Annotated in this window: 18 protein-coding genes; 14 read left to right on the forward strand and 4 right to left on the reverse strand. The window is 64.8% G+C overall.

Annotation, left to right across the window (positions count from 1 at the left end; genetic code table 11):
* Positions 1-66 precede the first annotated feature (66 nt).
* Together VF34_RS03025 and VF34_RS03030 are read left to right on the forward strand one after the other, a co-directional pair.
* Positions 67-951, forward strand: a complete 885-nt coding sequence (locus VF34_RS03025; RefSeq protein ID WP_045840796.1) for a tagatose-bisphosphate aldolase — start codon at positions 67-69, stop codon at positions 949-951.
* A 69-nt stretch (positions 952-1,020) separates the two neighbouring features.
* Positions 1,021-2,076: an alpha/beta hydrolase gene (locus VF34_RS03030; protein ID WP_052718563.1), complete on the forward strand. Its 1,056-nt coding sequence runs from the start codon at positions 1,021-1,023 to the stop codon at positions 2,074-2,076.
* Positions 2,077-2,083: 7 nt separating this feature from the next.
* Here VF34_RS03030 and VF34_RS03035 read toward each other — a convergent pair whose 3' ends face one another.
* Positions 2,084-2,482, reverse strand: a complete 399-nt coding sequence (locus VF34_RS03035; protein ID WP_032375218.1) for a PPOX class F420-dependent oxidoreductase — start codon at positions 2,480-2,482, stop codon at positions 2,084-2,086.
* Between the two features lie 106 nt (positions 2,483-2,588).
* Between VF34_RS03035 and VF34_RS03040 the strand changes: the two genes are divergently transcribed.
* Entirely contained in the window at positions 2,589-4,214 is a 1,626-nt protein-coding gene (locus VF34_RS03040; RefSeq protein ID WP_045840920.1) for a long-chain fatty acid--CoA ligase, read from the forward strand.
* Positions 4,215-4,247: 33 nt separating this feature from the next.
* On the opposite strand, the gene VF34_RS03045 is transcribed toward VF34_RS03040, so the two are convergent.
* Positions 4,248-4,862, reverse strand: a complete 615-nt coding sequence (locus tag VF34_RS03045) for a TetR/AcrR family transcriptional regulator (RefSeq protein ID WP_032375219.1) — start codon at positions 4,860-4,862, stop codon at positions 4,248-4,250.
* A 120-nt stretch (positions 4,863-4,982) separates the two neighbouring features.
* Between VF34_RS03045 and VF34_RS03050 the strand changes: the two genes are divergently transcribed.
* Positions 4,983-5,882: an NADP-dependent oxidoreductase gene (locus VF34_RS03050; protein ID WP_032399130.1), complete on the forward strand. Its 900-nt coding sequence runs from the start codon at positions 4,983-4,985 to the stop codon at positions 5,880-5,882.
* Between the two features lie 31 nt (positions 5,883-5,913).
* Positions 5,914-6,783: a TIGR03619 family F420-dependent LLM class oxidoreductase gene (locus tag VF34_RS03055; RefSeq protein WP_032375221.1), complete on the forward strand. Its 870-nt coding sequence runs from the start codon at positions 5,914-5,916 to the stop codon at positions 6,781-6,783.
* Positions 6,784-6,805: 22 nt separating this feature from the next.
* Here the strand turns inward: VF34_RS03055 and VF34_RS03060 are convergent, their stop codons facing one another.
* Positions 6,806-7,093 carry a hypothetical protein gene (locus VF34_RS03060; protein ID WP_032375222.1) on the reverse strand — a complete coding sequence of 96 codons (288 nt, stop codon included), beginning with the start codon at positions 7,091-7,093 and terminating at the stop codon, positions 6,806-6,808.
* A 392-nt stretch (positions 7,094-7,485) separates the two neighbouring features.
* Here VF34_RS03060 and VF34_RS03065 point away from each other — a divergent pair, with 392 nt between their 5' ends.
* Positions 7,486-7,704: a helix-turn-helix domain-containing protein gene (locus VF34_RS03065; protein WP_268987798.1), complete on the forward strand. Its 219-nt coding sequence runs from the start codon at positions 7,486-7,488 to the stop codon at positions 7,702-7,704.
* A 145-nt stretch (positions 7,705-7,849) separates the two neighbouring features.
* On the opposite strand, the gene upp is transcribed toward VF34_RS03065, so the two are convergent.
* The gene (gene upp, locus VF34_RS03070; protein WP_027497743.1) at positions 7,850-8,473 is read right to left on the reverse strand and encodes a uracil phosphoribosyltransferase; all 624 of its coding nucleotides are present in this window, start codon (positions 8,471-8,473) and stop codon (positions 7,850-7,852) included.
* 203 nt (positions 8,474-8,676) lie between these two features.
* On the opposite strand from upp, the gene VF34_RS03075 reads away from it, so the two are divergent.
* From VF34_RS03075 to VF34_RS03110, 8 genes are all read left to right on the forward strand, one after another.
* Positions 8,677-9,849 carry a CaiB/BaiF CoA transferase family protein gene (locus VF34_RS03075; RefSeq protein WP_032375223.1) on the forward strand — a complete coding sequence of 391 codons (1,173 nt, stop codon included), beginning with the start codon at positions 8,677-8,679 and terminating at the stop codon, positions 9,847-9,849.
* Positions 9,846-11,426, forward strand: coding sequence for a carboxyl transferase domain-containing protein (locus VF34_RS03080; RefSeq protein WP_032375224.1), 1,581 nt, complete (start codon positions 9,846-9,848; stop codon positions 11,424-11,426). Before VF34_RS03075 ends, VF34_RS03080 begins: the two co-directional genes overlap by 4 nt.
* 78 nt (positions 11,427-11,504) lie before the next feature.
* Positions 11,505-12,611 (forward strand): barbiturase, encoded by a 1,107-nt coding sequence (locus tag VF34_RS03085; RefSeq protein WP_032375321.1) that lies wholly within the window; start codon positions 11,505-11,507, stop codon positions 12,609-12,611.
* Between the two features lie 105 nt (positions 12,612-12,716).
* Positions 12,717-14,165 carry an amidase gene (locus VF34_RS03090; RefSeq protein WP_032375225.1) on the forward strand — a complete coding sequence of 483 codons (1,449 nt, stop codon included), beginning with the start codon at positions 12,717-12,719 and terminating at the stop codon, positions 14,163-14,165.
* A 42-nt stretch (positions 14,166-14,207) separates the two neighbouring features.
* Entirely contained in the window at positions 14,208-15,926 is a 1,719-nt protein-coding gene (locus VF34_RS03095) for a PucR family transcriptional regulator (protein WP_032375226.1), read from the forward strand.
* Between the two features lie 21 nt (positions 15,927-15,947).
* The gene (locus VF34_RS03100) at positions 15,948-17,324 is read left to right on the forward strand and encodes an amidase (RefSeq protein WP_032375227.1); all 1,377 of its coding nucleotides are present in this window, start codon (positions 15,948-15,950) and stop codon (positions 17,322-17,324) included.
* Between the two features lie 141 nt (positions 17,325-17,465).
* Entirely contained in the window at positions 17,466-18,608 is a 1,143-nt protein-coding gene (locus VF34_RS03105; RefSeq protein WP_032375228.1) for an XdhC family protein, read from the forward strand.
* Positions 18,602-20,269, forward strand: coding sequence for a helix-turn-helix domain-containing protein (locus VF34_RS03110; RefSeq protein ID WP_082079127.1), 1,668 nt, complete (start codon positions 18,602-18,604; stop codon positions 20,267-20,269). Before VF34_RS03105 ends, VF34_RS03110 begins: the two co-directional genes overlap by 7 nt.
* The last annotated feature ends 87 nt before the right edge of the window (positions 20,270-20,356 follow it).

The following is a 20,356-nucleotide window of genomic DNA, read 5'->3' on the forward strand; positions in this document are numbered from 1 at the left end:
CATTTCTGCAGTGAGACAACGTTGTCTCTGCTGCTCTCGACCCCAACACCCCACCAGGAGAAGAAGATGAACGAACTCACCACCCTCGAACGTCGCGGAATGGCTGCCATCTCCACCGAAGGCGGCAACATGCTCATCGTCGCCGGAGATCAGCGCAACGGTATGAAGGCCGTCATGAAGGACGCCGTCGACGGACCGGGCTCGATCACCGTCGAGCAGCTCGCCGAGGCCAAAGCTGACCTTGTTCGCTACCTCGGCAACCACGCGCCGGCGATCCTGCTGGACCCGGAGGTGGCACTGCCGAAGATCGTCGACGACGGTGTGCTCTCGCGGGGCACCGCTTTGGTGGTCGGCATGGATGCGTCGGGCTTCGAGGAGACCGACGGTCTGCGCTACACCCGCTTCGTCGACGGCGTGACCCCGCGCGTTGTGCGTGATCTCGGCGGCGACGTCGCAAAGATGCTGTTCTACATGCGCCCCGAGCAGCAGGGCGTCGACTCCCGTGTTGCCGAGGAGATCCGCGACCTCGTCAAGGCTTGCTCCGCCGAGGGTCTGCTTCTCATCGTCGAGATCTTGACCTACCAGCTCGAAGGCGAGTCGGACGAGGCCTACAAGGCTGGCTTCGGCAAGATCATTGCCGACTCCACGCGCATTTCGGTCGAGTGCGGCGCCAAGGTACTCAAGCTCCCCTACCCCGGTTCCGCCGAGGCCTGTGCTGCCGTCACCGAAGCAGCACAGGGTGTTCCGTGGGCCGTGCTGTCAGCGGGCGTCGATCACGAGACGTTCATCGAGCAGGTCCGCATCGCCGTCGCCAACGGTGCGCGCGGAGCGATGGCAGGCCGGTCACTGTGGAAGGACAGCATGGCTGTCTCTGCCGAGACCCGCGAGGATCTGCTCACCAACCGCGCACTCCCCCGGCTGCGTGAGCTGAACGCGGCCGTCGACGCCTGATTCGCGTTCTTCGACCGAGCCCGTGGGCGAACACGGGCTCGGTCGACGCCGTCTGGGTAGCGTGAACCCATGACGGAAGACTCGAAGCACATCGATATCGTTGCCGCGCCCGGAGTGTTCGCCGATCTGCAGACCGCGCAGGAGCTGGTCGCACGGGCCCTGTCCGCCCGCGGTCTGTCGGGCGGAATTGTCGACGCTGCAACCGGTTCCGATGAGGTTGTCGTCGTTCCCGGCGATGGAGCGCAGGTCGATACGTCGTTGTACAGCAGCGTCGTTCGCGTCGACTTCGGTCAGTGCGCGCCGGATCGGTCCGAAAATATTCGCGCCCACATCCGGGGCCGCGGTCTCGACGGTCTCCGGTTCGCGATCGACAGTGTGTACTTTCATCGCTTCCACCCCGGCACGATCGTGACGTACGGAGATCACCCCGAGCAACGCGTCGAACTGCGGGTGCCCGAAGGCGATGGCCCGTTCCCCGTCGCCGTACTGATTCACGGCGGATACTGGCGTTCGAGGTGGGAATTCGACCTGATGGATGCGATGGCGGTCGATCTGACCGCACGCGGCTACGCCACCTGGAATGTCGAATACCGCCGACCCGACGAACACGGGTGGGATGCGACTACCGAAGATGTCGCGGCTGCTCTCGCCGCGCTGGAGACGGCACCCGCCTCGCTGGATCTGTCTCGAATCGTCCTGATGGGTCATTCCGCGGGAGGCCAACTGGCCCTGCGACTTGCGGCCGATTCTGTCGGCGAACGAGTGGCCCCTGCCCTGGCGGTGAGTCTGGCCGGGGTGCTCGACCTGAAAGTCGGCGACGAGCGGTGGCTCGGGGAAGGTGCGGTATCGAACGCCATCGGTGCCCGCTATGGCGAGGCCCAGCGCATCTACGAGGAGTCGTCACCGATGTCTCGACTGCCCCTCGGCGTTCCACAGCTGGTGGTGTCCGCAGTGGCCGACGATCCCAATCTCCTCGAAATCAGCCGCGCGTACTACGCTGCCGCATCCGCGAGTTCCGATTCCGTTGCTTCGGTCGAAGGACCGGGCGGGCACTTCGCCGTCGTCGATCCCACGTCAGAGATCTGGGTCGACATCGTTGCGGCGGTGGAGGCTGCCTTGAAGTAGCTCGACCTCAGTCGGTGGTGATCGACAGAATCACCCGCGGCTTGCGGCGTCGAGCAATGATCAGTTCGACGAGCATGACGATGCGGTATTCGATGCCGTATTTCTTCTTCAGTACCGATGTCGGTCTCGAGGCGGCGTCTCCGGTGACGATGGTTGCCGAGCCGGTCACCGCCACGGCGTCATCGGGCACCGATCCGCGCCGACTGCACGGGCGGAGCTCCACGCGATCGGAGTTCCTGATGCGTTTGACCTTGCCGCTGTCCGCGGGAGTGATGACGACAAGGTTGTCGCCGTCTCGGGCGATCCACACCGGCGTCGATACCGGCGCACCGGATCGACGGAAGGTGGTGAGCGAAACGAATGCCTCGTCGCCGAGGGCACGAGCGTCATCCGAAGTAGTGGCCATGAGTACCAAGTTACGCACCCTCCTCGCGTCGAGTCCGTAGTGTGCATGTTGTGACGCGGAGCACAACGACGTGCAGCCGCGCCGGGACATCGAAAGCGAGATCGTCGTGAAGAGCACCATGCAGGACACCCCACTGTCCATCGGCCAGCTGGTTCGATTCGGGACGTCCATCCACTCCTCGGCCGAGATCACCACGTGGACCGACACCGGCCCCACCACGGTGACATTCGGGGAGTTGGGCAGGCGGGCAGCACAATTGGCTCACGGCCTGAGGTCGATAGGGATCGACGATGATCAGCGAGTCGCGACATTGATGTGGAACAACGCCCCGCACATGGAGGCCTACATGGCGATTCCGGCGATGGGCGCAGTGCTGCACACCCTGAACATCCGACTCTTCCCCGAGCAGCTCACTTACATCGTCAATCATGCCGAGGATCAGGTGATCATCGCCGACGCGAGTCTGCTCCCCCTGCTGACGCCGTTGCTGCCGACGTTCGAGACCGTGCGACACCTCGTGGTCGTTGGGGTCGGCCCGGCGCAGGTCACTGCACCCGACGGTATCGAGGTGCTCGGCTACGAGGACCTGCTGGCGGGCAACCCGGAGGAGTTCGATTGGCCCGAACTCGACGAACGGTCAGCTGCCGCAATGTGTTACACCTCGGGCACCACCGGTGATCCCAAGGGGGTCGTGTACTCGCATCGTTCGATCTACCTGCATTCCATGCAGGCGTGCATGACCGACGCAATGGCAATTGCGCAGTCCGACAAGGTGTTGGCCATCGTGCCGATGTTCCACGCGATGTCGTGGGGGCTCCCGTATGCGGCGCTGATGGTCGGTGCGTCCCTGATCATGCCCGACAGGTTTCTGCAGCCGGCTCCGTTGGCAGAGATGATGTCGACGCTTCGTCCGACGGCGGCGGCTGCTGTCCCGACGATCTGGCAGGCCCTGCTCGCTCATCTGGACGAGCATCCGGCGGATCTGTCGAGTCTGCGTGATGTGGTGGTCGGCGGTGCCGCATGCCCACCGAGTCTGATGAAGGCATTCCACGAGAAGTACGGCGTCCACATCTCGCAGGCATGGGGCATGACCGAGACGTCACCGCTCGGCACCTCCGGTAGGCCCGACGCAGGACTGTCGCCGGAGGACGAGTTCGACTTACGTTGCACACAAGGCAGATTCGTTGCCGGAGTTCGGGCACGACTCGTCGACGACGCCGGAACGGTCCTGCCGTGGGACGGGAAGACCGTCGGCGAGCTCGAGGTCCGTGGCCCGTGGATCACCGGCAGCTACTACCGCGCCGACGCGGACGACAAGTTCGACGACGGTTGGCTGCGAACCGGTGACGTGGGCACCATCTCCGAGAACGGCTACCTCCGCCTGACCGATCGCTCCAAGGACATCATCAAGTCCGGCGGTGAATGGATCTCCTCGGTGGAACTAGAGAACCAGGTGATGGGACACCCGGCCGTTCGCGAGGCCGCGGTCATCGGTGTGCCCGATCCGAAGTGGGACGAGCGGCCACTGGTCGCTGTCGTCGTGCGCGAGGGTGCGTCGGTGACGGCCGAAGAATTGAAAGAGTTCCTCGACAGCCGCGTCGCGCATTGGCAGTTGCCGGAACGATGGACCTTCATCGACGAGGTCCCGAAAACGAGCGTCGGCAAGTACGACAAGAAGAGGCTGCGGAGTTCCCACGCCGACGGTGCGTTGGAGGTCATCGAGTTGGTCTAGCTCCAGCCGATACGCCTCTCACGATTGGTGCCGTCAGTGCGTTGTCGGCGGGCCCATTCCCAACGAGGCGAGAGTCATGTCCGCAACTCGTTCGAGTTGATCCCGAGTCGACCCGTCTCGGGCACGTTGCGACATGCCCTGGATGACGACGCCGATGAATTCCGCTGTGTCGAGAGGTGCCGACGACTGCGGCAGGATTCCGTCGGCGGCGTTCTCCGAAATGCGTTGTGCCAACAGTGAGACGTTGGCATTGCGTATGTCGCGCAGCCGATCTGCGATGCTCTGGTTGGCCTCGGTGACCCCGACGGCCGAACTGATGATCAGACAGCCCCCCGGACAGGACTCATCGGTGTAGTGCGATGCTGCCTCGTACAGCAGTCTGGAAATGAGTTCGGCAGCGTTGGGCTCCTCGGCAAATGCCCGGCCCATGAAGTCACCGCGGGTCGCGAGGTAACGGTCGATAGCAGCGTAGAACAGCTCTTCCTTGCCACCGAATGCGCTGTAAAGACTTGGCGGGTTGATGCCCATTGCACTGGTGAGCACGGAGACGGAAGTGCCCTCGTACCCGTGCCGCCAGAAGGCCAACATCGCTTTGTCGAGCGCGGCGTCGACGTCGAACTTCCGGCCCTGCCCGCGAACCCCGGCCATTGTTCCCCCTCCCTCTCGCGCATTGCACTGCTCGGTGTGGCCGAGCTTACTCGTATAGCGATCGATACACGAATAGCCTAGCCTCGGACAGGTCGCGCTACGTGAACGAGAGGAAGTCGAATGAAAGCTGTTGTCATCACCGGCAAGGGTGGACCCGAGGTACTCACAGTCGCGGAGATCGACGAGCCCGACGCCGGCCCGGGCGACGTCACCGTGTCGGTGGCTGCGGCAGCCGTCAATCCGGTCGACATCAAGACCCGCTCGGGATTCCTGCCTATCGAACTGACGTACCCCGCGGTCCTCGGTTGGGATGTGTCCGGCACCGTCGTCGCCGTCGGACCATCGGTCACCCGATTTGCACCAGGCGACAACGTGATCGGAATGATCGCGCAACCAGCGCACCGCTTCGGCACCTATGCCGAGCGAGTCGTCGCCGACGAATCACTGTTCGCGCACGCACCTATCGGCATCAGCCTCCAGCACGCCGCAGCAATCCCACTCGCCGCCCTCACCGCCATGCAACTCATCGACAAGATCACCCTCCCTGCGCATTCGACGGTCTTGGTGACGGGTGCGGCCGGTGCGGTGGGCGGCATAGCGTCGGCGCTTCTGTCGATCCGCGGCCACACCGTCGACGCTGTCGCGCGGAAGTCCGATACCGAAAACCTCCTCGCACACGGTATGCGCAGGGTGTTCACGAGTCCCGTCGACCTGCCTGCGGGCGCTTACGACGCCGTCGTCGATACGGCCGGCATCGTCGACGCCATCGACAGCGTGCGCGACGGCGGAGCGTACGTCTCGATCGAGGACGGAAATCAGCCCGAGCCACAGCGCAACATCACGCCGAGTAAGAGCTACGTGAACGAGGACGGGCTGGGGCTCGAGAAATTCGTCTCGCTCGTCTCCGCGGGGACGATCACTGTTCCGGTCGCTCGCCAATGGGAATTCGACCAAGCCCCACGGGCACATTCGCTGCTGGCCGCCGGTGGAACACGAGGAAAGGTGTTGTTGATCCCATGATCGGTGTTGCTCGACCCGTCCCCGGTGCGCTATGAAATACGGAATCAATCTTCCCAACTTCGGGCCGCAGATCGACCCGGACGGAATTCTCGCGTGGGCGCGCACTGCCGAATCCGCTGGTTTCGACAACGTGCTGCTTTCCGATCACGTCGTACTGACCGAAGACGCTCACGGCCGCTCGCCGTCACCCTTCTACGAATGCCTGGCGACGCTGTCGTGGCTCGCGGGTCAGACCGAGTCCATTCGCCTCGGCAGCGGGGTACTGATCGGAAGCCATCGCCATCCGGCGCATCTGGCTCACGCGACCGCCACAATCGACCGGCTCAGCGGTGGACGACTCATCGTAGGAGTGGGCGTCGGTTGGACGACCCAGGCATTCGATGTGCTGGGTATTCCCTTCGACCGGCGAGGTCGAATGACCGATTCGACGCTCGAAACTCTACGTGCAGCATGGTCTTCCGAAACGTACGGGGCCATGGGAGCAAGCGGCACACCCCACCGAGTTCACACTGGCCCGCTACCGCTGCAGACACCGCATCCGCCACTGTGGATCGGTGGCAACGGTGCAGCCGCACTCGACCGGACGAATGCGTTGGGCACCGGCTGGCATCCCCTACACCCCACCCGGCAACGATGCATCGATGGCTCCCGCGCGCTGAACGATGGTAAGGAGTTCGTCCCGCGGATCTTCTTCCTACCCTCTGACGCTTCGGTGCAATCACCGAACCGCCCGCTCGGCTACGGGTCCATCGAACAAATTCTCGAAGACGTTCAGTTCCTCGCCGAACTAGGCACCGAGACAATCGTTCTCGACACCGACCCTGGAGACCAGAAGCTTCGACGTTCTACTGCCCACGATCTCGAACTGGTTCGATACGCAGGCGACGTGTTGGGGATGTAAGTCACACGCTCGACAGTGCGAACTACCCGCTCCAACCCCAGTTGTAGGGGTTCACCACAATTCGGTACCAGGTATCGGTGTTCTCGACGTTGGTGCACGGCACCACGATGTACGACTGCGATGCCTTCTCGAGTGACTGCGCCTTATTGCAGAAGTACTGTCCACCCTCACCGGACTGCTCGGCGCGATAAACGGGGCCGTAGTGCCATTCGTCGGCACTGGCGGTTGCAACTCCCATCGTGGCTCCGGCGGCGAGCGGAAGCGCCAGAAGTCCGGTCAATACGGCAATACGTCGGCTGATGCGGTTCATTCGAGGGCCTTTCGTGGCGGCACGTCCTGCACAACGTCGCCGGCCGTGGTCCGGCCACCGACTCGATCCGTTCATTGGTGACGTCGCTCGACGGCCGAGTCGCGTTACCGGTCGACGCGACGCAGCGCGGCTACCCATCGACCTCCACGCCGAACCGCACCGTCAATTCCGCCAATCCGTCGTGGTAGCCCTGACCGATCGGTCCGCTTGCCAACGCACGCACAGCGAGCCCTTCTGCGAGACGACGTTTCCACACTTTCTGCCTGCTAGAGCAGGCATAAAGGCCCATTGTCGGCGGGACCTTCGGATAAGTTCCAATATGCATGCCAGGGCAAGCACAAGGAGCGATGATGGCGGAACCGCGACGACGAGCCCGTAAGCACTCGTGAGAACTGGCCGAAACGTTCGTCGCGCGTCGCCATCAGTTGCGCATGACCCAAGCCGAGTTGGCGTTGCTCGCCGGGGTGGGTCGTTCCACCGTTCAAGCACTCGAAGGAGGAAAGAACACAGTGCAGCTCGACAGCGTGGTCGCGGTCGCGGATGCTCTGGGGTGCGATATCGCACTGCTCACGCGCGCCGGATCGTTTGTGCCACTGCTGGATCCGACATGATTCAAGCACTCGAGCTACGAAAGGTCGATGCAGCCGACGCCTACCAGGGAAGACCCCTTCTTCGCGATCAACCGACCCGCTCGGGAAACGACAGGGTGTTTCGATACGACAGTACTTACCTCGACGACTCCTCTGCGTCGAATCGTCACCGAGGCCCGAATTGACGGTCTCCCGCATCCCCCAGTCCGGGCACGATGATGCCCTGATCGTTGAGCTCATCATCGACGGCGGCACAGACCACGCGGACAGGGTGTCCTGACTTCTCCAGCGCTGCAAGGCCTTCGGGTGTGACGACGACGCACACGACGACCACGTCGGTTGCTCCGCGTGCCACGAGCAAGTCGATCGTCGCGGTCATGGACCCGCCTGTGGCCAACATCGGGTCGAGAACGAACACCGGCGTGCCGGCGAGATCTGCGGGGAGAGACTCGAGGTACGGCACCGGCTGCAGTGTCTTCTCGTCTCGTGCCATGCCGATGAATCCCACACCGGATCGCGGAATGAGCGCACTCGCCTGCTCCACCATGCCCAGCCCTGCCCGGAGAACAGGAACCAGCAGAGGTGGGTTCGCCAACCGCACACCCGTGGTGCGGGCAACCGGGGTGTCGACCTCGAAAGTGTCCACCGGGGCATCACGCAAAGCCTCGTACACCAACGTGTGTGTCAGCTGCCGCAGCGCCGAACGGAAGGTCGCGTTGTCACTGTGGACGTCGCGCATCGTCGTCAAAAGCGCTGCGGTCAAGGGATGGTCGACTACGTGGGTATCCATGGTCGCAGATTATGGGCCCCTCGTCGGCCATTCGTCCACACGGCTCGCACTCGCTCGAACTGTCCGAAAGCGACCCCTCAGCGTCGGCAACTTTTGCCCACGACGGGGCCGCGACCGGCACGTTGACTCGGACACATGACGCTTCGCAACGATCGATTCGAGTTCGACACCGACATCGCTCCCCTGTCTCGGAACGCAATCCGATGACGGTCGGACCGCTCTCCGACTGCCTCGTCGTCGATCTCTCGCGTGCACTTGCCGGACCACATGCGGCGATGATGCTCGGCGACCTCGGCGCGCGAGTGATCAAGGTCGAATCGCCCAGCGGCGGTGACGACACCCGAAGTTGGGGCCCACCCTTCGTCGCCGACGACGAGGGCGATCGACACTCGACGTACTTCCTCTCGTGCAATCGCAACAAGGAATCCATCGCACTCGACCTGAAAGCTGTCGACGGCCGAGACACGCTCACCGCCTTGATCCGCCGCGCCGACGTGCTCGTCGAGAACTTTCGTCCCGGCGTTCTCGCTCGCCTCGGCTACAGCATGGAGGCATTGCACGAGCTGAATCCGCGTCTGGTGATCCTGTCCATCACCGGTTTCGGCCACGACGGCCCAGAAGGCACGCGCCCCGGTTACGACCAGATCGCTCAGGGCGAAGCAGGATTGATGTCCCTGACTGGGCCGTCGAAGGACGAACCCACTCGAGTCGGCGTTCCCATCGGTGATCTGCTCGCCGGAATGAACGGCGCATACGGCGTCGTGGCCGCACTGCACGAGCGCAACACCACCGGACGCGGCCGCGTCGTGCGAACCAGCTTGTTGGCCTCCATCGTCGGGGTGCACGCATTTCAAGGCACTCGCTACACCGTGGCCGGCGAGGTGCCCCGCCCCACCGGCGGACATCACCCGTCGATCTGCCCGTACGGTCTGTTCCACTCGTCCGAGGGTCTGGTTCAGATTGCCGTGGGCAGCGAGGGATTGTGGCAACGCTTCGCTCCCGCATTCGGATTGGACCGTCCGGAGTGGGCCACCAACCCCCAACGCGTCGACGACAGAGAGGCCGTCATCGCCGCTGTCGATGCCGTTTTCGCGGACTGGCCGACCGACAAACTTCTCGGACTACTCGGTGAGCTCGGCATACCGGCCGGACGCGTCCGTGATCTGGCCGAGGTCTACACCTGGGAACAGACACGGTCGCAGGGACTGATGATCGACGTCGATCATTCGGCCCTGGGCACCATCACGTTGCCCGGCCCACCGCTGCGCATGGACGAGGATTGCGAGGGTGCCGCGATGCGCACGACACACGCGGCCCCGCCGACCCTCGACCAGCACGGCGACTCGATCCGCGCCTGGCTCGAGACGACACCATGACCCGCACCGGCGCGCCGGCACGGCTCGGCGCACTCGAACTCGTCGAGATGGTCGTCGACGCCGGCAGTTTCGTCCGGTGGGACACCGACCCGCTTCCCCCGATCGGGGTGCACGGACCGGCGGATCAGGGCTATCTCGACGAGCTCGCCGCGGCCCGTGAAACGAGCGGCTGCGACGAGTCGGTGTTGACCGGCGAAGCCACCCTTGCAGGGCGCCGGGTAGCACTCGTCCTGTGCGAGTTCGGGTTTCTCGCCGGCTCCATCGGAACGGCGGCCGCCGAACGATTGGTACAGGCCGTCGAAAAGGCGACAGCAGAACAGCTTCCGCTGCTCGCCTCGCCGACCTCCGGCGGAACACGGATGCAGGAGGGCACGGTCGCCTTCTTGCAGATGGTCAAGATCTCGGCGGCCATCGCTGCGCACAAGTCGGCGGGTCTCGCCTACGCCGTCTACCTTCGCCATCCCACGACCGGTGGAGCACTTGCCTCGTGGGGCTCTCTCGGCCACGTCACTGCGGCCGAACCGGGTGCGCTCCTGGGCTTTCTCGGTCCGCGCGTGTACCAGGCGCTGTACGGCGAAAAGTTTCCCGAGGGAGTGCAGACAGCCGAAAACCTCGCCGCCCGTGGCCTGGTCGACGCGGTGGTCCCTCCCGAGCAACTCCGTGAGGTTGCCATTTCGGCGCTCGCCGTCCTGTGTGCGCCACACGAGCCACCTCCGCCGGTTCCGAACATCCCGTTGGAACACCTCGACGATGTGCCGGCATGGGAATCCATCCGTCGTTCTCGACGGCCGGAACGGCCGGGAGTACGCCACCTCGTGCGATCGGCCGCGAACACGGTGACGACGTTGCAGGGCACCGGAGCCGGTGAGATCGAACCCGGATTGTTTCTGGCCCTTGCCAAGTTCGGGGCCTCGGCGTGTGTACTTCTCGGCCAGGACCGCACTTTCGCCGATCAGCCGTTGGGTCCCGCCGGCCTCCGGGAGGCACGACGCGGAATGCGGCTGGCGGAAGAGCTGCAACTACCCCTCGTCACAGTCATCGACACTGCCGGTGCCGCGTTGAGCAAGGAGGCCGAAGAAGGTGGCCTCGCGGGCGAGATCGCACGCTGTTTGGTCGAACTCACGACACTGAAGGCACCGACGATCTGCCTGCTGCTCGGCCAGGGAGCCGGCGGCGGCGCACTCGCACTGCTCCCCGCCGATCGGGTGCTGTGTGCTCAGCACGGTTGGCTGTCGCCACTGCCGCCGGAGGGCGCATCGGCGATCAAGTTCCACACCACCGACCGCGCAGCCGAGATGGCAGAGGAGCAGGGCGTGCGCAGCCTGGACCTGCTCCGTAACGGCGTCATCGACCGGATCGTGGCTGAACGGCCGGATGCCTCCGACGAACCTGCGGCGTTCCTGTCTCGCCTCGGTACCGTGCTCGAACACGAGTTGGCCGTACTCCTCGCCGCCGACCCGGCCGCCCTGGCGACCTCCAGGCTGCAGCGCTACCGCTACCTGGGGATGTCCGAAAACCAAAAAAGTGCGCTGATTGGGCAAAGCTTGCCAGTGCACCCCCGGTCCAACGGTCGATAACGTTCGTGGGGCGAGCCCCCGCCGCGCGAACGCCGGCCGACTCTGCAGTACCCACAGATCCCGATGAAGGAGATTTCAGTGCCCGACGCAATCGAGGTCCGCAAGGTCCCGCTCCACAACGTGTCCGATGCCAGCGAGCTGGCGAAGCTCATCGACGACGGGGTGCTCGACGCCGACCGGGTCATTGCAGTCATCGGTAAGACCGAAGGCAACGGCGGAGTCAACGACTACACCCGCATCATCGCCGACCGAGCTTTCCGCGAAGTGTTGTCCGCGAAAGGAACTCGCAGCGCACACGATGTCGGCGAGGTTCCGATCGTCTGGTCCGGTGGCACCGACGGAGTCATCAGCCCCCACGCCACCATCTTCGCGACCGTACCGTCGGACAAGGCAGTGCAGACCGAGGAGCCGCGCCTGACGGTCGGCGTCGCGATGAGCGAGCAGTTGATGCCCGAGGACATCGGCCGCACCGCGATGATCACCAAAGTGGCTGCGGCAGTCAAGGATGCGATGGCCAACGCCGGCATCACCGATCCCGCAGACGTGCACTACGTGCAGACCAAGACCCCGCTGCTGACGATCCACACCATCCGTGACGCCAAGAGCCGCGGCAAGACCGTCTGGACCGAACAGACGCACGAGTCGATGGATCTGTCCAACGGCGGCACCGCTCTCGGTATCGCTGTCGCGCTCGGTGAGATCGATATGCCGACCGACGAGGACGTCATGCACAGTCGTGAGCTGTACTCCTCGGTGGCCTCGTGCTCCTCGGGCGTCGAGTTGGACCGTGCGCAGATCGTCGTCGTGGGTAACACTCGCGGAATCGGCGGCCGGTACCGCATCGGACACAGCGTGATGAACGACGCGCTCGATCAGGACGGCATCTGGAACGCGATCAAGGATGCCGGTCTCGAACTTCCCGAGCGGCCGCACACGAAGGATCTGGGCGGCAAGCTCGTCAACGTCTTCCTCAAATGCGAAGCAAGCCAGGACGGTACGGTCCGTGGACGACGCAACGCCATGCTCGACGATTCCGACGTCCACTGGCACCGCCAGATCAAGGCGTGCGTCGGTGGAGTCACCGCGGCAGTGACCGGCGACCCAGCGGTCTTCGTGTCGGTCTCGGCAGCGCACCAGGGCCCCGAAGGTGGCGGCCCCGTCGCCGCGATCGTCGACCTCGGATAGCGCCGGTTCCGATATCGAACAGCGCCGCGCGAACCCGACAGTCTCGGGTTCGCGCGGCGTCCGGCCCTCCCTGCTTCTGCGTCTCTCTCGAACGAAGGAACCACCATGGCAACCACCGTCGGACCCGCTGCCGAACTTCTGATGTCCGACGCGGTCGAGCTCAGCGGCAAGATCAAGCGCCGCGAGGTCTCGTGCGTCGAGACAATGACGGCGTACCTCGACCACATCGAGGCACACAATCCGACGGTCAACGCCATTGTCGCCCTTCGTGATCGCGACGAGCTGATGGACGAGGCACGCGAGCGAGATCAGCAGCTTTCGGACGGACAGTATCTCGGGTGGATGCACGGATTTCCCCATGCGGTGAAGGACCTGTCCGCAGCCCGAGGCCTACCGTTCACATCGGGGTCACCGATCTTCGCGGATCGCATCGCCGACGCGGACGATCTGTTCGTCGCCCGCGTGAAAGCGGCCGGTGCCATCGTGATCGGCAAGACCAACACACCGGAATTCGGGTTCGGATCTCAGACGTACAACCCGGTGTACGGAACCACCGTCTCGCCCTACGACACCTCGCGCACTGCAGGCGGAAGCAGCGGAGGTGCGGCGGCAGCATTGGCCCTGCGCATGCTGCCCGTCGCCGACGGCACCGACTACATGGGATCGCTGCGCAACCCCGCAGCCTTCAACAATGTGGTCGGCTTTCGCCCGTCGTGGGGACGCATTCCCGAGCCCGGCTTCATCGCCCAGGGCGCGGTCGCCGGACCGATGGGCCGATCGGTCACCGACGTCGCACATCTGCTGTCGACGATGGCGGGCCCGGATGCCAACGCGCCCCTCGGCATCGACGAGGACCCGGAGATCTTCACCCGCACTCTCGAACGCAGCTTCCGCGGTGCCCGCATCGCGTGGGTCGGAGACTGGAACGGTCACCTGGCTACCGAACCCGGTGTCCTCGATCTGTGCGAGTCGTCGTTCACCGTCTTCGAGGACCTCGGCTGCGCAGTGGAGAGCACCGTGCCGTCGTACGACCCGGCGAAAATCTGGGACTCGTTCCTGACGTGGCGGTGGTGGGCGCAGCTCGGGATGGCCGATCTGTACGAGGACCCGCGCACGAGGGAGCTGATGAAGCCCGAAATGCTGTGGGAGATGGAGCATGCCGTCGCATTGACCGCACTCGACGTCACCAAGGCAGCGCAGGCTCGCAACGACTGGCAGAGCGCACTGACGACATTGTTCGAGACCTACGACTTCGTTCTCGCGCCCACCGCTCAGGTGTTCCCGTTCGACAAGGACCAACACTGGCCGCAGTCCATCGCGGGTCGACCCATGGACACCTATCACCGGTGGATGGAAACGGTGGTGCCCTGGACGATGACCGGCGTTCCTGCCGCCGCCGTCCCGGTCGGGTTCGACGATCGCGGTCTGCCGATGGGGGTCCAGATCATCGGCAGGCACGGTGCCGACCGGGCGGTTCTGCAGCTCGCCTACGCCTACGAGCAGGCCTCGCGGTGGGTCGAACGCGTACTCCCGCCGGCACTGCACGTCGGCTGATCCCCCGCCGTCGCGACATGCGCAACACAGTATTGTTGAACAATGGATGACATGGTCGGTGCGCTTCGGCCACGAGTACGAGACTTCCCGGCGTCGGCGAGTTACGCGCTCACCGTCGCAGAATTGCTTGCACTCCCCAGCCTCTCCGGGTCCACTCTTGTTGCGGGCGAGCAGGGACTCGAGAATGTGGTTCGACGCGTCAACGTCATCGAAGTACCCGACATCCTGCCGTGGGTGAAACCGAACGAACTGCTGCTGACAACGGGTTTCCCACTGCGGCATGCAGATTCGGGCCGCCCGTTCGATGCCGGTGCCCTGGTGGAGTTGGTCGAGGGACTCGCCGAACGCGGCGCGGCAGCGCTCGGAGTCAAAGAAGGACGCTACTTCGGAGACGTCCCCGCCGCGATGATCGAGGCAGCGGATCGACTCGGCCTGCCGCTCTTCCTCATTCGCCGGGATGTCGGCTTCGACGAGGTCATCTCCGAGGTGTTCACCCACCTCGTCGACCGGCAGGCGTGGGCGTTGGATATCGCCGATCGCATGCATCGAGCACTGACCTCGATCGTGCTCGAAGGCGGCGATCTACCGCAGATCGCCGACGAGGTCGCCACACTGTTCGAGGCGACGGTGCTCATCTGCACTCCGGACGGTCGAGTCCAGGCCACAGCAGGAGCAGACGCAGATCTCGCGGCTTTGGAAGAGATGCCACTGTTCGACCCGTCCGGTCGCCTGCTCACCGAACGACTCCACGAAGGCCTGCAACCGGTCCCGGGCGACAGCGGGCACCGCATTGCCGTCGCACCGATCATCGCGGGCGGCACCGACCATGGACTGATCGTGGCTGTGGCGGCCGCCGAGCGACTCGGTCCCGTCACGATGCAGTCCCTCGAACGCGCGGCCACCGTCGTGGCGTTGGCGGTCATCAAGAAGCTCGCGGTCTCTGCCGTCGAGTCCAAGTTTCGCGGCGACTTCCTTCGGGACGTCCTCAACGGCGCAACCGAATCCCCCGAACAGATCATCGAGTACTGCGCCCAGCTCGACTGGGACGTGGATCGAAGCATGGTGGTCATCGTGGCCCAATTGGACGAGATCGTCGAAGTTGCCGTGAGCAATTCGGTGAAGCCGGCCGTGTCCGGCCGCCTGCCGCAGGAGCGGCTGACCGCGGCATGGCAGCAGGTGGTTCGCCGGCGCGATCGTCGGGCTCCCGTCGTCGGGTTCAGCAACGAGGTCGTCACGCTGATGCCGGCCGAACCCGGCACCGAACGGGACGTCGTCGAGGATCTGATCGCGTCCGTCGCCGGAGACAAGGGCGGCGGACGAAACTCGTTCGGCGCAGGCGTGAGTCGCGTTATCGACTCCGTTGCCGACATTCCGCGCGCCTACGATCAGGCCCGCAAGGCAGTCGTCGTAGGACGCCGCATGCGCGGAAACGGCTCGGTAGCGCATTTCGACGGCCTCGGCGTGCATCGACTGCTGTCATTGGTCACCGACGGAGCCGAGCTGCAGGCCTTCGCTACCGAGGTGTTGGGCTCACTCGCCGGCGACGACGCCGATGCCGTCGACCTGCGCCAGACGTTGCAGGCGCTGCTGGACACCAACTGCAACGTCGCAGAGACCGCCCGCGTCTTGCATTTCCACTACAACACGCTCCGCTACCGCATCGGCAAGCTGGAGTCCATCGTCGGCCCGTTCACCACCGATCCGATTCTGCGCCTGGATGTAGCGCTGGCGCTGCGGGTCGCGGAGATGAAGGGGCTGTGACACCACCCGAGGAGACACTCAGTGCCTGAGGGCAATTCGATCGGAACCGACGCCGTCGCACTCGCGGCAGCAGTGCGCGCCGGCACCGTGTCCGCACGCGAGGTGACCGAGCAGCACCTCGAACACATCGACCGAATCAATACCGAGCTGAATGCGATCGTCACCGTCGCTGCCGAATCGGCACTGCTGACAGCCGACGGAATCGATGCCCGCATCGCCCGCGGCGAGCGGGTCGGCGACCTCGCCGGAGTGCCGTTCACGGTCAAGGACCTGATCGCCACCGCCGGAGTTCGCACCACGGCGGGTTCACATGCGCTCGCGGACAACGTCCCTCGCGTCGACGCTCCCGCCGTTGCTCGGATGCGCGCCGAGGGCGCAATCCTGATCGGTAAGACCAACACACCCGAGTTCGGTGCCAGCGGACTGACGCACAACGACCTGTTCGGCTACACCGTCAACCCGCTCTCTCCCGCCGGCACGAAGCTGTCACCGGGCGGGAGCAGTGGCGGTGAGTCGGCGGCCATCGCGTCGGGCATGAGTGTGGTGGGACTGGGCACCGATTTCGGTGGCTCGGTGCGGTGGCCCGTGCACTGCACCGGTCTGTGCTCGATCAGGCCGACACCGGGTCGAATCGACTCCGAGGGGCAGTATCCCGGTGTCATGAGCGACAACCGAGTGCTGACGAATCCGGCGACCATGCACGGCACCGTGCAGACCATCGGACCCATGGCCCGCACTCTCGACGACGTGATCCTGTTGCTGCGCGTGCTGTCGTCGCCTCAATACGCCTGGACCGACCCTTCGAGCGTGAACCTCCGCGAGCTCGATATTCGTTGGGCCACAGGAGAAGGCACGATTCCGGTCGATGCGGAGATCCGCGCTGCCGTCGAGGCCGCAGCACTGCGCACAGAGCCGTTCGTCGGATCGGTGACGCCGTACGACGGCACCGCATTACACGGCGCTCATGACCTGTTCACTCGGATGCGGGCCTGCGAAACCCAAACGGACATCGAGCAATACGGCCCCGCCGAGTTCAGCGCCAACATCCGGGCCATCATTGCTGCCGTCCGAACCACCACAGCCGCAGACGTCGAGGCACTGTGGGCTCGACGCGCCGAGATGCAGCACCAGCTGGTGTCCACGATGGGCGATGTCCTGATACTTCCCGTTGCATCGATCCTCGCCCCTCCTCTCGGTGAGACGAGCTTCGAGGTCGACGGTGCAGCTCTGTCGTGGTCGCAGGCGTTGGCGAGCAGCCGAGCGATCAGCATCCTCGGGGTGCCCTCGGTGGTGATTCCCGTTGCCACCTCCAGTAGCGGTCTGCCGATCGGAGTGCAGATCATCGCCAAGCCGTGGCACGAGCATCACGCTCTCGCCGTCGCCGCTGCTCTGACGTAGTCCGCTCGGTCCGTCCATCCGTACCGCGACGGCAGGTTCTTACAACGACCCGCTGTCGATTTGGTCGAAATGTGTTTCATGGTCGGCGCGCGCCAGCAACTAGCGTGATGGGCATCACTCATCCGATCGAAAGGCGGCGGCATGCGCGACATTCTCGACGACGTGGCCCCGTGGCTGCGCGAACGTGAGCCGTTCGCCCTGGCCACGGTGGTACGTACGTGGCAGTCCGCACCGCGCCCCCCGGGTGCGGCAATGGCGGTCGCCGCGTCCGGTCAGGTCGTCGGCAGCGTTTCCGGCGGCTGCATCGAAGGTGCCCTGTACGAGCTGGCGAACGACGTCCTCGCCGACGGTATGGCCAGGAGCGAGACCTACCGGGTAGCGGACGACGACGCGATCGGCGTGGGTCTCACGTGCGGCGGCACCATCGAGGTGTTCGTTCGTCTCATCGACAGCGACGCGTGCGCGGCACTCGAAGACGTCGCTCGTCTGGTCTCGAGCGGCGAGCCGGTGGCCGTGCTCACCGACCTCACCACCGGGGCCCCGACGCGGCTGGCGGTTCTGGGAACGGAGGCAACCGTCGATTCCGACGGTCTCACCGACATCGAGTCCGACGGTTCGAGCGTGGGTCTCGCCGTTCTCGACCGACTGCACCGCGGCGAGTCCGGCTTGGACATTCGCATCGCCGACGACGGCGCGCGGTCCGTCATGGTCGAGTTGTTCGGACCACCGCCCCGGATGTACGTGTTCGGTGCCATCGATTTCGCCGCCGCGATGTGCCGCCTGGGCACGTTCGCCGGCTTCGCCGTCACCGTCGTCGATGCCCGCCCGGTGTTCGCCACCCGAGCACGATTCCCCGACGCGCACAACGTCGTCGTAGCCTGGCCGCATACATTCCTCGCTACTGCGCCGGTGGACGAGCGCACCGTCATCACCGTTCTCACCCATGACGAGAAGTTCGACATTCCGCTGCTCGAGGTCGCGCTGCGCAGTGGCGCCGCCTACGTGGGCGCACTGGGCAGTCGGTCCACCCACCGCCGCCGGGTGGAACTGCTCGGCGAGCGCGGGGTGACCGACAGCGAGCTGGCTCGGTTGCACTCCCCCATCGGGCTCGATCTGGGTGCCTCCACTCCACCGGAAACGGCGATATCCATCGTGGCCGAGATCCTCAAGGTCTCACGGCAGACGACCGGGCTCGAATTGCGAAGTCTCAGTGGGCCGATCCACCGCGATGCCGCTGCCGAGATCGACGCGACATCACCCGTTCGATCGGCCGTCAGGTGCTGACACTGCACGACGAGCGACGCTCGCCCACCACGGAGGTACCGCATACCGTCGAGACCGTGCTGGGCTCGAACCTGCTGGCACACGCCACGTTGCTCGCCGGTCGCGCCGGCCTCGGCCGGCCGGTACGCAGAATCAATCATGTCGACGACCCCGCCGGCATTCGGTTCTGGATTCGGCCGGGTGACCTGTTGTCCACGACGAGCGAGGCCCTCACGCACCTGACGGAGCCGACGGCAGCGCTGCTGTCCCGAGCGCATTCCCTCGGCGTTGCCGGGATTCTGGTGCGGGTGAACGACGACATCGCCGTTCCGGAGTGCGTCGGCGTGAGTGCCGAGACACTGGGCCTGCCGCTGGTTCAGGTCTGCGGCGAACTCGACCCCGGGCACGATCTCACCGCGGGCCTACGCGACAACGCAAAGACGCAGGCACGAGCGATGTTTCGGTCCGAGCGTCTGCGCCGGGCACTGACCGATATCACACTCGCCGGCGGCGGGGTGGCACAACTGGCATTCGCAACCTCGGTCGAATGCGATGTGGCAGTGTCGATCACCACGGTGGACGGACGCGAACTTGCCTCGGCAGGCAGTGACGACGAACTGTCCGCCCTCCGCGCCAGCACCGCCCTCGATCCCACCGGAAGACTGCGCACCGACTCCGTCGACGGCGGCCTCGGTCTCCGTTCGCAACAGGGCAGTTCGATCGCGGTATGCGCAATCACTGCCAACGGAATCGACCATGGACGCATCGTCCTGTTCTCCTCACGTCGCCCTCTGACGGAATCGGACCTGCACACTGCCGACGCGGCCGCAGGCGTGTTGGCGATGGTCGTCACTCGCGATCTCGCGCTGTCGGCAGTCGAGGAGAAACACCGATCGAATTTTCTGCGCGATCTTCTCCTGGGCCGAGGCGGCGAGCACGCACACGCGGTGGCGCATGCACGACGCTTCGGCTGGAATCTCGGCAGGCCGGTGGTGATCGTCGCGATCGAACCGATCCCACACCTCGACGACGAACCGACGCCCGGCCGCAGGCCACTCGTCGATCGGCAGATGTCGGCTTTCGCAGGGGCTCTGGCACAACGAGATCCGCAGGCCGCCATCGCCGCCCTCGGCACCGAGACCGTCATCATCATGGGCGAACGTCCCACGACGGTCGCGGACGTGCACGAGATCGTCGAACGAGTGCACGGAGACGGCGGCGGTGGTCGGCAACCGTTCACGGTCGGGATCTCGCGTCCGTGCACCACGGTGGCCGACATCCCCAGCAGGTACGGCCAGGCGCGTACCGCGTTGAAGGTCGGCCGTCAGGTATCCGGGGACTGGGCCGTCACCACGTTCGACGAACTCGGCGTGTTCCGACTACTGAGCCTGGTGGACAACGTCGACGAGCTCGAATCGTTCACCCGGGAAACCCTGCACGACCTCGCCGGGCACGACGACGAAGCACGCGACATGCGCAGAACCCTGGAGACGTTGCTGGCTACCAACATCAACATCGCCGAAACCGCTCGGGCACTGCACTTTCACTACAACACCTTGCGATACCGAATAACGAAACTCGAAAAGATTCTGGGCCCCTTCACCGATCGCGCCGATCTACGCCTGGATCTTTCCCTTGCGCTGAAAATCATGGCCATGCGCGGAACCGACCACCACATGTGACGGACCCGCCATCGAGCGCTTGGCAAATTGCGCTCGTAGCGATTTGGAAATGCGTCAGTAACGTTGCAGGACAATGCTTTACCCATC

It is taken from the genome of Rhodococcus sp. PML026 (assembly GCF_000963615.1).
In the GTDB taxonomy this organism is placed as follows: domain Bacteria; phylum Actinomycetota; class Actinomycetes; order Mycobacteriales; family Mycobacteriaceae; genus Rhodococcoides; species Rhodococcoides fascians.

Coding starts and splice junctions, on each gene's coding strand:
- VF34_RS03025 (WP_045840796.1), top strand. CDS start 67: ATGAACGAACTCACCACCCTCGAACGTCGCGGAATGGCTGCCATCTCC.
- VF34_RS03030 (WP_052718563.1), top strand. CDS start 1,021: ATGACGGAAGACTCGAAGCACATCGATATCGTTGCCGCGCCCGGAGTG.
- VF34_RS03035 (WP_032375218.1), bottom strand. CDS start 2,482: ATGGCCACTACTTCGGATGACGCTCGTGCCCTCGGCGACGAGGCATTC.
- VF34_RS03045 (WP_032375219.1), bottom strand. CDS start 4,862: ATGGCCGGGGTTCGCGGGCAGGGCCGGAAGTTCGACGTCGACGCCGCG.
- VF34_RS03050 (WP_032399130.1), top strand. CDS start 4,983: ATGAAAGCTGTTGTCATCACCGGCAAGGGTGGACCCGAGGTACTCACA.
- VF34_RS03055 (WP_032375221.1), top strand. CDS start 5,914: ATGAAATACGGAATCAATCTTCCCAACTTCGGGCCGCAGATCGACCCG.
- VF34_RS03060 (WP_032375222.1), bottom strand. CDS start 7,093: ATGAACCGCATCAGCCGACGTATTGCCGTATTGACCGGACTTCTGGCG.
- upp (WP_027497743.1), bottom strand. CDS start 8,473: ATGGATACCCACGTAGTCGACCATCCCTTGACCGCAGCGCTTTTGACG.
- VF34_RS03075 (WP_032375223.1), top strand. CDS start 8,677: ATGACGGTCGGACCGCTCTCCGACTGCCTCGTCGTCGATCTCTCGCGT.
- VF34_RS03080 (WP_032375224.1), top strand. CDS start 9,846: ATGACCCGCACCGGCGCGCCGGCACGGCTCGGCGCACTCGAACTCGTC.
- VF34_RS03090 (WP_032375225.1), top strand. CDS start 12,717: ATGGCAACCACCGTCGGACCCGCTGCCGAACTTCTGATGTCCGACGCG.
- VF34_RS03095 (WP_032375226.1), top strand. CDS start 14,208: ATGGATGACATGGTCGGTGCGCTTCGGCCACGAGTACGAGACTTCCCG.
- VF34_RS03105 (WP_032375228.1), top strand. CDS start 17,466: ATGCGCGACATTCTCGACGACGTGGCCCCGTGGCTGCGCGAACGTGAG.